Below are 13041 nucleotides of genomic sequence, written 5' to 3'. Positions count from 1 at the left end.
TTTTGCGCTTGTGGTCGGGTCGGTTTCTTGATGTACCTGTATCGAACGGTTTGGTTTGCTGGCGCCCTTTGCTTTTGTTTGCCTGCGGTTTCTGGGAACTTGCTTTCGTGTAGGTCTATTAGCACGCCGCTATGCGCGGCAGCAGTCACTTTCTTTGCTGCTGCAAAGAAAGTAACCAAAGAAAGCAGCGTGACCGTCTAAGTGTCCACCACGAACCGTAACCCGGAGTGGTGCGCAAGCTGATTCGGCCATCGCACCACACTACAAAGTGGAGCCGCTCATCCATCCCCGCAGGCACAAAGTGCCTGCCGGCAAGGCATAACCGAAAAACCGAACCGACCGCCGACTGCCGACTGCCGACCGCCGGTTTTTTGTTATGCCCGTCGTCCTCGCGCAGCGAGGATGGAACTGACGGGCGCTGTGCCAATACGGCTGAAGCGCACGCTAACCTAATCAGCCTGCGCGCCTATCCCTGTTGTTATTCGAGGTGGACACTTAGGCGGATAAGCTGCTTTCTTTGGTTACTTTCTTTGCAGCAGCAAAGAAAGTGACTGCTGCCGCGCATAGCGGCGTGCTAATAGACCTACACGAAAGCAAGTTCCCAAGAAGCAGAGGCAAACAAAAGCAAAGGGCACCACGAAACCGAACCTACTGCTGCCGAGCACAGCGGCGAGCTAATAGACCTGCACGAAGGCAAACCCACCGAGCACACCAAAACAAGAAATACAAAAGCCCAACCCATCCAAGCGCAGCGACAATCCCCAAGCGCAGCGACAATCCCCAAGCGCAGCGACAATTCCCCGAGCGTAGCGAAATAACCCCCCATGTAGCGATCTATCGTCTATAAAGAAGACTTATTTGCGCATATAAAGAAAAAGACAGGAATCGACGTGTGCGAAAGCGTCAGCCACCGCAGTGTGCTTGGCAAATGCGTCGCGCTCCTGCAGTGCAGCGTCTTGCTGCGCCGCAACCAACTCCACTCCCCTCCTCTTAAATCCCGCTTCGACGCCCTCCGGCGCGCCGCGAGCGTTCATCGTTTTCTTGCAGTTGCAGTCGAACTTGAAGTTCCATAAGTCTTAGCACATCTCAGGAGACACTTAGATGAACGCAACGCTCAAGCTCTTGCCCATTGCCGTCAGTGCTGCACTCACCTTCCACGCAGCGGCGCAAGCTGCGCAACCCGCTCAACCCGCGTCCGACAACGTCAGCACGCTGTCCGGCTTCAGGCAAACCGGCAACACCGCGCCCGCCGAGCAAGTGCCCCAGACCGGCACACGCGCCGACGCGCTTCGCGAAAACCTGAAGACCATCAAGCTTCCACCCGGCTTCAAGATCGAGTTATACGCGGTCGTTCCCGACGCACGGCACATGGCGATCGAGCCGTCGACGGGCGTCGTGTTCGTCGGCACGCGCAAGGCGCGCGTCTGGCAAGTAACCGATCGCACGAAGCGGCGCGTCGCCGACGACGTCGTGGCGTTTGCGAGTTCCGTGACGTTCAAGGTGCCGAACGGTGTGTGCTTTTCGCCGGATGGCGTGCTGTATATCGTCGAGCAGAATCGCGTGCTGGCGTTTCCGGCGGCGCAGTTCTTCGGCGAAGGCGGCCCCGATGTCGCGGCGGCTGTCGTCGTGCCGCAAGGCAAGCTGATCCCCACGCAGTTCGAGAGCTTCAATCACGGCGCGCGCACGTGCCGCATCGGACCGGACAAGCGTCTCTACATCACGCTGGGGCAGCCCTGGAATGTGCCGGCCAAAGACAAGCTGGCCGAGCTCGACAAGAACGGTCTGGCAGGCATTATCGCGATGGATCAGGACGGAAAGAATCGCGAAATATACGCACACGGTGTGCGCAATTCGGTCGGCCTCGATTTCAATCCGAAGGACAAGACGCTGTGGTTCACCGACAACCAGGTGGACGGCATGGGCGACGACACCCCTCCCGGCGAACTCGATCACGCGACCAAGGCGGGCGAAAACTTCGGCTTTCCGTGGTACGGCGGCGGCAAGGTCCGCACCGTGGACTACAAGGACAGCACGCCGCCGCCCAATGTCGTGTTCCCGCAAGTCGAATACGCGCCGCACGCGGCCGATCTCGGCATGTCGTTCTATTCGGGCAAGATGTTCCCGGCGAAATACCAGGGCGGTATCTTCGTCGCCGAACACGGCTCGTGGAACCGCACCAAGCCGATCGGCGCGCGCATCATGTATACCGCCATCAAGGACGACGGCACTGCTGGCGAAACCGAAGTCTTCGCTGAAGGATGGCTCACGTCCACGGGCGAATACATGGGGCGTCCGGTGGATGTACAGGTCTTGCAGGACGGCTCGCTCCTCGTCTCCGACGACTACGCCGGTGCGATCTATCGCATTTCCTACGGCGGATCGAAATGAGGCGCTTGGTGATCGCCGGCGTTCTGGCCGTGTGCGTCGCGAGCGTGGCGAACGCGGCGGATGTCGCCGCCGGGCGCGCGAAGGCCGTCTTGTGCCAGTCGTGTCACGGCATGGACGGTATCGCGAAGATTCCGGAAGCGGCTAACCTGGCTGGTCAGAACGAGGACTATCTCGTGAAGGCGCTAAACGATTTCAAATCCGGAGAGCGCAAGAACGAGATGATGTCGATGGTGGCGCAGCCTTTGTCCGACGCCGACATCGCCAACCTCGCGGCCTTTTATCATAGCCTCGGTCGTTAGCGCTTAAGCTCGCGCAGGCTAAAGGGAACGGCTAGCCGTTCCCTTTAGCCTCGCTTTATCGTGCTTAAGCGCAATGCAAAATCAGATCGATGTCGAAGCACTTCGCACCTGGCGTCTAACCGGTTTTAACTCAGCGACTCACGACAATTTTCCCCGGCGGCGGACCCTTTCCGCAAAGCCGAACCTCTTTCGTCGCGAGCGTGTTTATACGTTTCGTCAAATTTACGCATGGTCTAAACAAAGCGATCTCTTAGGCATGTTTTGAAGCGTAGAATCGCCGCCCGCATGCCGCACCTCGATACTTTCGCCGCAGGGTATCGTCGCTGATAGGCGAACCCGGCTTCACAGTACCGCTCAAACATCGAACGGATGTGTGCAGCTTCGCTAACTTTTGACGACATCGCCCAAAACCTTCGCACTTTGCTAACTACGCAATCCTCACTGAGCGCGATAGTCGTTCGCTGCTCATTTCAGACATAAATCTCCCATGAAGCTACCAAAATACCTGATGCTGCTCGGCAGCCTGCGCGTCTCGATGTCCTGTGCGGCCGACCCGTACGCTAGCACGCTGCACTGGTCGTATCAAGGCGAGACCGGCCCGGCACATTGGGCCGACCTGTCTGCGGACAACGCGACTTGTCGCGACGGTCACTCTCAGTCACCGATCGATCTCCGCCCCGAAAGCGCGCAACACGGTCATGCCCGCGATTTCCAGTTCCATTACCAGCCGGCCGTATTTTCGCTGGTGAACAACGGTCACACGGTCCAGGCAAGTGCCGCCGATGCGGCAAACGCTCTCGATTCTAACAACGATACATACACACTGAAGCAGTTCCACCTTCATACGCCGAGCGAACACGAAGTCGACGGCAAGCGTTATCCGATGGAACTGCATCTGGTTCATCAAGACGGAAAAGGAAATCTGACGGTCGTCGGCGTGTTCATCAAGGAAGGGCGAAAAAACGAGGCGCTCGCTCCATTATTCGACCATTTGCCGGCGGAAGGCGAGACGGCACCGCCCGTGACGATCGATCCGGCCGCATTGCTGCCGGACGGATACCGGGCATTGCGCTATGTGGGTTCGCTGACGACGCCGCCTTGTACCGAGCAAGTGAACTGGGTCGTGCTGGATAAGCCGGTCGAGTTGTCGGAAGCGCAGATTGAGGCGTTTCGTACGCTACTTCCCGACAATCATCGCGACGTTCAGCCGGATAGCGGCCGCGAGGTCGATGAAGAGTAAGCGCGGCTAGACCGGACTTGGGGCCCTGCGGCAAGCGCAGCAGCGTAACTCCGAAATTGAAAACGCGGCCGTCAGGCCGCGAATTCGATGCGCTTTCACGCATGCGTAACGAGGACGCTAGCGGGTGAACAGGTGTACGACGAGCACGACCAGTTCATTCAAGGATTCGAGAAGTTGTGCCATCGTTCGAAAGGGCCGAAACGGGTCCCGCGTGCGTTGCAAACTTCCACCGTACACGAGGCAGTCCGGCGCGCCGGACACAACCTCGTCCTTAACGGACAGTCTGCGCTTTAGAACCGTCAGGCGAGCTTGAATACCGAAATCGTGCGTTTAAGCTCATCGGCCTGGCCCGCGAGCGCAGCGGCCGCAGCCGTCGCCTCTTCGACGAGCGCCGCGTTCTGCTGCGTGACGGTATCCATCTGCGAAACCGCGACGCCCACATGTTCGATCCCCTGAGCCTGTTCGACCGATGCCGACGAGATTTCGCCCATGATGTCGGTCACGCGCATCACGGCGCTCAGGATCTGCTGCATCGTTTCGCCCGACTGATGCGCGAGTGCCTGTCCGCTCGACACCTTGGCAACGGACTCGTCGATCAGGACCTTGACGTCCTTGGCCGCGCTCGCTGAGCGCTGCGCGAGCGCGCGGACTTCGGATGCCACGACCGCGAAGCCGCGGCCCTGCTCGCCCGCACGCGCCGCCTCGACCGCTGCATTGAGCGCGAGGATGTTGGTCTGGAAAGCGATGCCTTCGATCACGCCGATGATGTCGACGATCTTGCGCGAGCTCGCTGCGATCTGATCCATCGTCTCGACCACTTGCGAGACGATACCGTTGCCGCTCGCCACCGTGGACGATGCGTTGACCGCAAGCTGACTGCCCTGGCTTGCGTTGTCGGAATTAAGGCGGACCGTGGACGTCAACTCGTCCATGCTCGACGCCGTTTGCGCGAGCGACGCCGCCTGCTCTTCCGTGCGCGACGACAAATCGTTGTGCCCATCCGCGATTTCGCGCGACGCCGCCGTGATTCCGTCGGCCACCGTCTTGATCTGCGCGAGCGTTTCCGTGAGACGCTCCTGCATCGTCTTCATCGAATGCATGAGGCTCGATCCGTCGCCCTCTTTCAGCGCGACGTGCTCGCTGAGATCGCCCGCCGCGATCCGCCGGCAGACCACGGACGCGTCCAGCGGATCGCCGCCGATGCTTCGCAGCACATTACGGATGATGAACGACATCGCGATCGTGAGCGCTACGCCGATCGCGAATACGATCAGGAACGACTTCATTGCGATGGTCCAGAACGCGCGATCGATGTCGTCGAGGTATGCGCCCGTGTAGACGTGCCAGTCCCACTCGCGAACGTAGTCGCCGTAAGCGAGCTTCGGAAGCGGTACGGTGTCGCCCGGTTTCGGGAAAAGGTAACTTGTGAAATGAGTGCCGTCGAGGCCGTGCTTCACGATTTCGGCGGTAAAGTGCTTGCCGGTACGATCGACGAGATCGTTGACCTTCATCTCGGTCTCGGGGCGGATCGGATTCAGGAACTGCACCATCTGCGAATCGACGATCAACATATAACCGCTCGCGCCGTAGCGGATCGCGCGGAGACTTGTGAGCGCGGCGCTCTTGGCGTCGGCAAGCGGCATCTTGCCGCTTTGCGCTTGCTGAACGTAGTACTTGACCACGCTCATCGACGCATCGACTTGCTCCTTGAGCGCGGTCTCGCGTTGATGCACAAGCATGTTTCGCGTCGAGAGCGCGTTGAGCGTACACAGCAACAACAGGCTGAGCCAAACGAATAACACCGTGCTGACAAGCTTGGTCTTGAAGCTAATATTTTTCATCTGGATCGATTTGCCTGCGTTTAGTCTCTAGGCCACTTAAGCGTGTCCTTTCGATTAGGTAACGGCGCAGGCACACGATTCTTTAGGCGAAATCGCGAGACGAGGTGAAACAGATCAATGCGGCACAGGGGCACAAAGCAACGCGCCTCGTTCCGAAGGAACGAGGCGGTATCGGGATACGCAGATTGAAGCTCGCGCAATGGCTCGCGCGAGCGCCGTGGCCTTAGGCGCCCGGCGGATTTTCGACGGTTTCTTGCTTGGGGTCTTGCGGAGTTTCCGGCGTGGCTTCGGGCGTGGCTTCGGACTTCGCTTCGGCCGCTGCTTCCGGCTTCACCTCTGCCGCCGCTTCCGGCTTCGCTTCGGCCGCCGCTTCCGGCTTCACCTCGGCTTTCGCTTCCGTTTTGCCCTTCGCGCGCGCCATCCGGTTCGCTTCCAGGCGCGCCGCGCCCGCCGCTTCCTGCTGCGTGACGCGACCCGCTTCGCCGCCCGTCAGATCGACCCGCACAGCGTCATCCGTCAGACAAGACCAATAGCGGCTGCCTCGACACCACGTCTTGATTGCATCGCGCAACTCTGCGCTGCTAAGCCCAAGCTCCGTGGATTGCGCCAGCAGGTCCTCAAAAATCCCGACCTTCAATGGCACCTTGGGCGCCGGATTCTTCGGAAAAGCCGCGGGAAAACGCTTTTGCAACTTGCCGATCGTATGCACGACGGGATCGACGGGCTTGGCGTTGACCGGCGCAGCCGCAGGGGCGCCGGCGCGCGCGCGCGGCGGGCGTGGCGACCGCTTGGCATCGGCGTTCTGGGCATCGGCGTGCTTCGCGTCGCCACGCTTGGCATCGGCGGGCTTGGCATCGGCGCGCTTGGCATCGCTGTGCCTCGCATTGCCGCGCTTGGCTGAATGCGCCGCTTTCGCCGCGTCGGACGGTTTCGCCGAGCCGCCCGATTTCGCCGGCTGTGGCGAATTGGCCGGCTTGGCCGACTGCGCTGCCTTTGCCGCCTTCGCTGCCTTCGCCGATTTCGCGAGCTGGTCCTTCAGTTCAGCGAGTTGTTCGAAACCCATAATGCGCACCGATATTGAAAGAAGGCGATTGTATCAGGGGGCGCCGACCGTGTTTTGAACGCGAATTCCGGTGCTGGCGACACACCGTCGCATTGAGGGCAAGTTTAATGAGCCGCGCCCAGATAGGCCGCGCGCACTGACGGATCGTTCTTCAACTGCTCCGCCGGCCCGTGCGCCGCCACGCGGCCATTTTCCAGCACATATCCGTAATCGGCGACGTTCAGCGCGGCCGCGGCGAACTGCTCCACCAGCAGCATCGTCACGCCTTCGTCTTTCAGCCGAGCGATGATCCGAAACACTTCCTCGACGAGAATAGGTGCCAGACCCATCGACGGTTCATCGAGCAGTACGAGGTCGGGATTGAGCATGATCGCGCGCGCCATTGCGAGCATCTGCTGTTCGCCGCCAGACAAAGTTCCGGCAAGCTGATGCCGCCGCTCCTTCAAACGCGGAAATAATTCGATCGCCCGTTCGAGATCCGCTGCCACGTCGCCTCGCGGACGCGCCCAGGTCAGGCGCGGAAACGCACCGAGAATGAGGTTGTCGGTGACCGACATCGTCGCGAACACGCGGCGTCCTTCCGGCGAATGCGCGAGACCGAGCCGCGCGATACGGTGCGCGTCCAGCGAGTCGATCCGCTTGGCCTGATCGCCCGTACCCATCACGATCTCGCCAGACGTCGGCCGGATCATGCCGGAAATCGCGCGCATGGTCGTGGTTTTTCCCGCGCCGTTCGAGCCGATAAGGGTCACGACTTTTGCCTTCGGCACGTCCATCGAAATGCCGTGCAACACCTTCACCTTGCCGTATCCCGCATGCAGGTCCCGTATGGATAACATCGCGCCTCCTAGGCGTGCGTGACGGCCTGGCCGCCGAGATACGCTTCGATCACGCGTTCGTCCGCCTGCACTTCCGCCGGACGCCCTTCCGCGATTTTCTGCCCGAAATCCAGCACTGAAACGGTATCGCAGACGCTCATCACCACGTCCATGTGATGCTCGATCAGGATCAGCGTGATGCCGTGCGCGCGCACTTTGCGGATGATGGCGACGAGTTCCTTGATATCCGGCGCGGTCAGTCCGGCGGCCGGTTCATCGAGCAGCAGCAATTGCGGATCGAGTGCAAGCGCGCGCGCTATTTCAAGCAGACGTTGCTTGCCGTAGGGCAGATTGCGCGCCTCCTCAGTAGCGACCGCGTCCAGTCCGACAAACCGCAACATACTGAAAGCCCGCTCACGTGCCGCATATTCTTCGCGACGATAGCGCGGCGTCATCAGGCCGACGTCTGCGAGACTGGTCCGGAACGTATGATGCAATCCGACCAGCACGTTCTCAAGCGCGGTCATCTCGCCGAACAACTGCACGTTTTGGAAGGTCCGCGCGATACCGGACAACGCGATCTTCGCGGGCGTCCGTCCAGCAATCGATTCGCCGCCGTATTCGATCGTTCCCGAGGTCGGCACGTAGATGCCGGTCAGCACGTTCATCATCGTGCTCTTGCCCGAACCGTTCGGGCCGATCAATCCATGAATGGAACCGCGACGCACCCGCAAGTCCACATTGTTCAGGGCCTTGAGGCCGCTGAACTGCATCACGATCCCGCTCAGCTCGATGATATTGCCGGTGTCCGCCGAACTCACCGCGTTCACCGCATCATGGCCTTCGCCGCTCAGATCTTCTACTTCCACGGTCACCGTGCGCGTCCGGCCGTGCGTCACGATCTTGCGGAAAAATCCGACCACACCGTCCTGCAGGTAGTACACCACCAGCAAAATCATCAGACCGAAAATGGTCAGCCGCCAATCCGTGAGCGCATCGATCCAGAAAGAGAACACCGCGAGCCCGACCGTACCGACCACGGGAATCAGCACCTTTTGCGGCGTGGTGACGCGGCGCATGAGCGCGACCACCGCGCCCACGACCACCGCTGCAGCCAGCACGCTTGCGACCACGCGAAACATCGAAATATCGTCGAGCAGTTTGGGTAGCAGCACGACGATGGTCGAGCCGAGCAACGCGCCCGTGCGCGTCTTGCGGCCGCCCATGATGATGGCAAGCAGGAACAGGATCGTGAGTTCGAAGTTATACGTATTCGGCGAGATGTATTGCTCCGAATACGAGTAGAGGCAGCCCGCCAGACCCGCGAATCCTGCGCTGATCACGAACGCGTAGACCTTGTATCGATACACCGATACGCCCATGCAGTCGGACGCGATCGGACTGTCGCGCAACGCTTCGAACGCGCGCCCCAAATGCGATTTCAGTATGCGGTGCACGACCACGAGCGACACCACCAGCAGCGCCGCGACGAGCCAGTAGAAGCCGTTATCGCTCATGCTGTGGCCGGCGAACGCGGGCTTCGGAATCTTGAGCCCCATCGGACCGTTGGTCAAAAAATCCATCTCGTTGATGAGAATCTGGATGATCGTGCCAAACGCAAGCGTCACCATCGCGAGATACGGACCGGAGACGCGCAACGCGGGCAACGCGAGGATCGCGCCGAAGCCGGCGGTCACGAAAATCGCGAGCGGCGCGGTCACGTAAAACGGCATGCCGAGCTTGATGAACAGCACGCCCGCCGTGTATGCGCCCACGCCAAAAAGGCCCGCGTGGCCGAGCGAAACCTGCCCTGTATAGCCCACGACGATGTCGAGACCGAACAGCAGGATCGCGTAGATCATGATGGTTTCGATCAGGTGGATGTAGTACGGATTGCCCGACACCACCGGAAACGCGCCGAGCGCGGCCAGACCGAGCACGGCTGCAAGGAGTTTCAATAGCTTGACGGCGTTCATCGCTCGGGCCTCAGACTTTCTTGATCGCTGTTTTGCCGAACAGGCCGGCAGGCTTGAGCGCGAGAACGATCAGCAGCAGCACGAGCCCCGGCACGTCCTTGTAACCGGTCGACAGATAGAAGCCCGTCGTGGTCTCTGCAATGCCGAGAATCATCCCGCCGACGATAATGCCCATGCCGCTCGACAACCCGCCGATGATCGCCACCGCGAACGCCTTGAGGCCGAGCACCGCGCCCATGGTCGCGCCCGTCAGCGTGAGCGGCGCGATCAGCACGCCCGCGAATGCGGCGGTCAGCGAAGACAGCGCGTACGAAAACGTGATGACGAGCCCCGTATTGATGCCCATCAGCGCGGCTGCATCGCGGTCGTTCGCGGTCGCGACGACCGCCTTGCCGAAGATCGTGCGGCGATTGAAGAACTCCACGGCAAGCATCATGACGAGCGCGCCGGCCACGACCAGCAGTTCCATCGGCAATACGTTCGCGCCGAAAATCTTGATCGGCGCTTCCGGCAGCGGCGAAGGAAAGCGCAGATCGTCGCGCCCCCAGACGTTTTCCGCGACGTTCTTGAAGATGATGCCGAGCGCGATGGTGGACATGATCCAGCCGAACTCCGACTTGATCTTGATCGCCGGGCGCACACCCACACGTTCGACCAGCGCGCCTTGCGCCAGCCCGAAAATGCACACGAGGGGAATCATCAGCCAATAGTTCACGCCGAGCGAAACGAGTGTCAGGCCGACCAGCGCACCGAGCATCAGCGCATCGCCCTGACCGAAATTAAGCGTGCCGGAAGTCGCGAACGTTAGCTGATAACCGAACGCGATCACCGCGTAGATCATGCCTAGCGCGATGCCGCTATAGATAAGTTGCAGAAGAATTGCCATGCGTGCCGCCCGAATGTCGAAGGTTGCCGGATGCCGCGCCAGGGGCCAGGAATTGCACCCGCGTTGCACCCGCGTTGCGCCGTTAAAGCGATACGCCGTCGCGCAAAGTAAAGCCGCCTCCGCTTGTTAAGCGGACGCGGCTTTTGATCGATACACTCGCGCGGCTTAGTTCGACGATGCCTGCTTGGCGCGCAACTGTCCGCCGCCGCTCTTGTCGGCGTCGTAGGCATAGACCACGCGACCGCCCTTCACTTCGCCCACCACCGGCACGTTAGGACTCACCGCTTCGTGGTCGTCGCGAGAAAAAGGCTTGTCGTAGACCATCACTACGCCTTCGACTTTCGTATTCAGCGACTCGAGCGCGGCCTTGACCTTGGGACCATCCGTCGATCCCGCCTGCTTGATCGCGGCGGCGAGCAGATAGATCGAGTCGTACCCTTGCGCCGCTGAAACCGGTGAATCGATACGGTCGTTCTTCGGCTTGAACTCCTTCAGATAAGCCTCGATAAACGCCTTGCGCTTAGGCGTGTTTGCCTCCTGAATGAAGGTCTGCGGCATGCGTGCGCCCTCGCCGTTAGCGCCGGCGTTGTCGATATAGTTCGCCATCGAAAGCGTCCAGCTTCCGATCAGCGGCACCTTCCAGCCGAGCTTCGTCATGCCGTTCGCAATCTGCGCGAGTTCGGGACCGATGCCATAGGTCAGGACCGCTTGCGCGCCCGCTTCCTTGGCCTTCAGAAGCTGCGCCGTCATATCGACGTCCTTGATGTTGAACTTCTCGACAGCGACCGGTTTGACGCCCTTGGCTGCAAGCGCCTTATCCAGATCTTCGCGGCCCAGTTGGCCGTAGTTAGTCGAATCGGCGAGGATCGCAACCTTTTTGAAGCCGCGCTTGGTGACCGCTTCCTCGACGATCATCGGCGCCTGAATGCGATCCGCCGCCGCATTGCGGAACACATAGTTCTCGGGTTGATCGGTGAACTGCTTCGTGATGACCGAGCCGGTCGCGACATTATTGAAGACGGGGATCTTGCCTTCCTGGAAGAAGCGTTGCGACGCGAGCGCGACGCCGGTGTTGATATAGCCCACCACGGCCACGACTTTTTCCTTGTTGATCAGTTCCTGTGCGATCTGCACGCCGCGCTCGTTCTTGGCCTCGTCGTCGCGTTCGACCAGTTGCAACTGGCGACCGAGTACGCCGCCCGACTTATTGATTTCAGCGGTCGCGAGACGCACGCCGTCGCGCATACTGACGCCCATCGACGACGACCCGCCGGTGAACGGACCATCCACGCCGATCTTGATCGGGTCGGCGGCGTACGCGTTCGAAGCGAGTGCGGCGAGTGCGAACGCAATGCAGTTAAGACGAATGCTCATGATGGTCTCCGGAACGTAGCCAGGTTTTGTTTTCTTGTTCCGACAAATTGTATGGAACGTAAGCTTTCTTCCATACCCGGAGTTTCCCGGTAAGGGTTTTCGGTAAGCGCCGAAAAAGTGCATGCTAGAAGCGCGCCATTTTTGGCCAGCATTTAGCGCGTGCGTTGCGATTGGCTAAGCTTGCGCAATCAGAACAAATATCGGGGAATCGAATGGATCGACTTCAGGCCATGCACACTTTCGTCGCAGTGGCGGAAACCGGCGGGTTTTCGGCGGCAGCTCGCAAGCTCGATATTTCGACGTCGGTGATAAGCCGGGTCGTCACCGAACTCGAAGAACATCTCGGCGTGCGACTGCTTACGCGCACTACGCGTCTCGTCCGCCTGACCGATATCGGCGCTGCTTACCTGGACGACTGCCGGCGCATTCTCAGCGAAATCGATCACGCGGAGATTGCGGCCGCAGGCGCGCATACCGCGCCCCGCGGCCAGCTGAACGTGACTGCGCCCATGTTGTTCGGCAAGGAATACGTGATGCCGATCGCGCTCGACTACCTGACGCGCTATCCCGATGTGACGCTCGGATGCTGGTTTCTTGACCGCGTCGTCAATCTGGTCGACGAGGGTCTCGACGTCGCCGTGCGGATCGGCGAGTTGCCGGATTCTTCGCTTCAGGCGACGCGTGTGGGCAGTGTGCGCCGCGTGGTGTGCGCCGCGCCCGCGTATCTCGCGAAGCGCGGTGTGCCGCACGTCCCGGCACATCTCGGCGATCACACGACGATTCTATCGAGCGGCGGGTCCGCGTCGCCGGAGTGGCGCTTCAACGCAAGGCAAGAGGAAGCCATCGCGCATTTGCGACCGCGCGTAACGACGACCACGAACGACTCGGCCATCGCGGCGGCCGTCGCGGGCTTCGGCATCGCGCGTGTGCTTTCTTATCAGATTGCAGCCGAGTTGCGGAGCGGCACGCTAAAGGTGCTTCTCGAAACGTTCGAGCCGCCTGCGTTGCCGATCAACGTGGTGCATCGCGAAGGCCGACATGTCTCGCTCAAAGTGCGCGCGTTTCTTGATCTCGCCATCGAGACGCTGCGTGCGGACAGCCGGTTGAATTAGGATGTTTTTACGCTCACGGGTTTATCGGTGAACTTCGGAAATGG

Annotated in this window: 11 protein-coding genes; 4 read left to right on the top strand and 7 right to left on the bottom strand. The window is 60.5% G+C overall.

What is annotated here, in order from left to right:
• Positions 1–854: 854 nt before the first annotated feature.
• Positions 855–1034: a hypothetical protein gene (locus tag AC3D25_RS26840; protein WP_488891520.1), complete on the bottom strand. Its 180-nt coding sequence runs from the start codon at positions 1032–1034 to the stop codon at positions 855–857.
• 67 nt (positions 1035–1101) lie between these two features.
• Between AC3D25_RS26840 and AC3D25_RS26835 the strand changes: the two genes are divergently transcribed.
• The 3 genes from AC3D25_RS26835 to AC3D25_RS26825 all read left to right on the top strand — a co-directional run bounded on the left by AC3D25_RS26835 (position 1102) and on the right by AC3D25_RS26825 (position 3927).
• Positions 1102–2388, top strand: coding sequence for a PQQ-dependent sugar dehydrogenase (locus tag AC3D25_RS26835; RefSeq protein ID WP_488891519.1), 1287 nt, complete (start codon positions 1102–1104; stop codon positions 2386–2388).
• Between the two features lie 8 nt (positions 2389–2396).
• Positions 2397–2687 (top strand): c-type cytochrome, encoded by a 291-nt coding sequence (locus AC3D25_RS26830; protein WP_488891518.1) that lies wholly within the window; start codon positions 2397–2399, stop codon positions 2685–2687.
• A gap of 487 nt (positions 2688–3174) precedes the next feature.
• Positions 3175–3927, top strand: coding sequence for a carbonic anhydrase (locus AC3D25_RS26825; protein ID WP_488891517.1), 753 nt, complete (start codon positions 3175–3177; stop codon positions 3925–3927).
• Between the two features lie 299 nt (positions 3928–4226).
• Here the strand turns inward: AC3D25_RS26825 and AC3D25_RS26820 are convergent, their stop codons facing one another.
• The 6 genes from AC3D25_RS26820 to AC3D25_RS26795 all read right to left on the bottom strand — a co-directional run bounded on the left by AC3D25_RS26820 (position 4227) and on the right by AC3D25_RS26795 (position 11885).
• Complete coding sequence (locus AC3D25_RS26820; RefSeq protein ID WP_488891516.1) at positions 4227–5768, bottom strand: methyl-accepting chemotaxis protein; 1542 nt, start codon at positions 5766–5768, stop codon at positions 4227–4229.
• A gap of 223 nt (positions 5769–5991) precedes the next feature.
• Positions 5992–6831: a ProQ/FinO family protein gene (locus AC3D25_RS26815; protein ID WP_488891515.1), complete on the bottom strand. Its 840-nt coding sequence runs from the start codon at positions 6829–6831 to the stop codon at positions 5992–5994.
• A gap of 104 nt (positions 6832–6935) precedes the next feature.
• Positions 6936–7670, bottom strand: coding sequence for an ABC transporter ATP-binding protein (locus tag AC3D25_RS26810; RefSeq protein ID WP_488891514.1), 735 nt, complete (start codon positions 7668–7670; stop codon positions 6936–6938).
• An 8-nt stretch (positions 7671–7678) separates the two neighbouring features.
• On the bottom strand, positions 7679–9625 hold the full coding sequence (locus tag AC3D25_RS26805) for a branched-chain amino acid ABC transporter ATP-binding protein/permease (RefSeq protein ID WP_488891513.1): 1947 nt from the start codon (positions 9623–9625) through the stop codon (positions 7679–7681).
• A 10-nt stretch (positions 9626–9635) separates the two neighbouring features.
• A complete protein-coding gene (locus AC3D25_RS26800; RefSeq protein ID WP_488891512.1) occupies positions 9636–10511 on the bottom strand; it encodes a branched-chain amino acid ABC transporter permease in 876 nt (291 codons plus the stop codon).
• A 165-nt stretch (positions 10512–10676) separates the two neighbouring features.
• On the bottom strand, positions 10677–11885 hold the full coding sequence (locus tag AC3D25_RS26795) for an ABC transporter substrate-binding protein (protein WP_488891511.1): 1209 nt from the start codon (positions 11883–11885) through the stop codon (positions 10677–10679).
• A gap of 212 nt (positions 11886–12097) precedes the next feature.
• Here AC3D25_RS26795 and AC3D25_RS26790 point away from each other — a divergent pair, with 212 nt between their 5' ends.
• On the top strand, positions 12098–12997 hold the full coding sequence (locus AC3D25_RS26790; protein WP_488891510.1) for a LysR family transcriptional regulator: 900 nt from the start codon (positions 12098–12100) through the stop codon (positions 12995–12997).
• The last annotated feature ends 44 nt before the right edge of the window (positions 12998–13041 follow it).

It is taken from the genome of Caballeronia sp. SL1002, assembly GCF_057814995.1.
The sequence above is the reverse complement of the archived record's forward strand: the minus strand, read 5'-3'. Positions and strand labels throughout refer to the sequence as shown.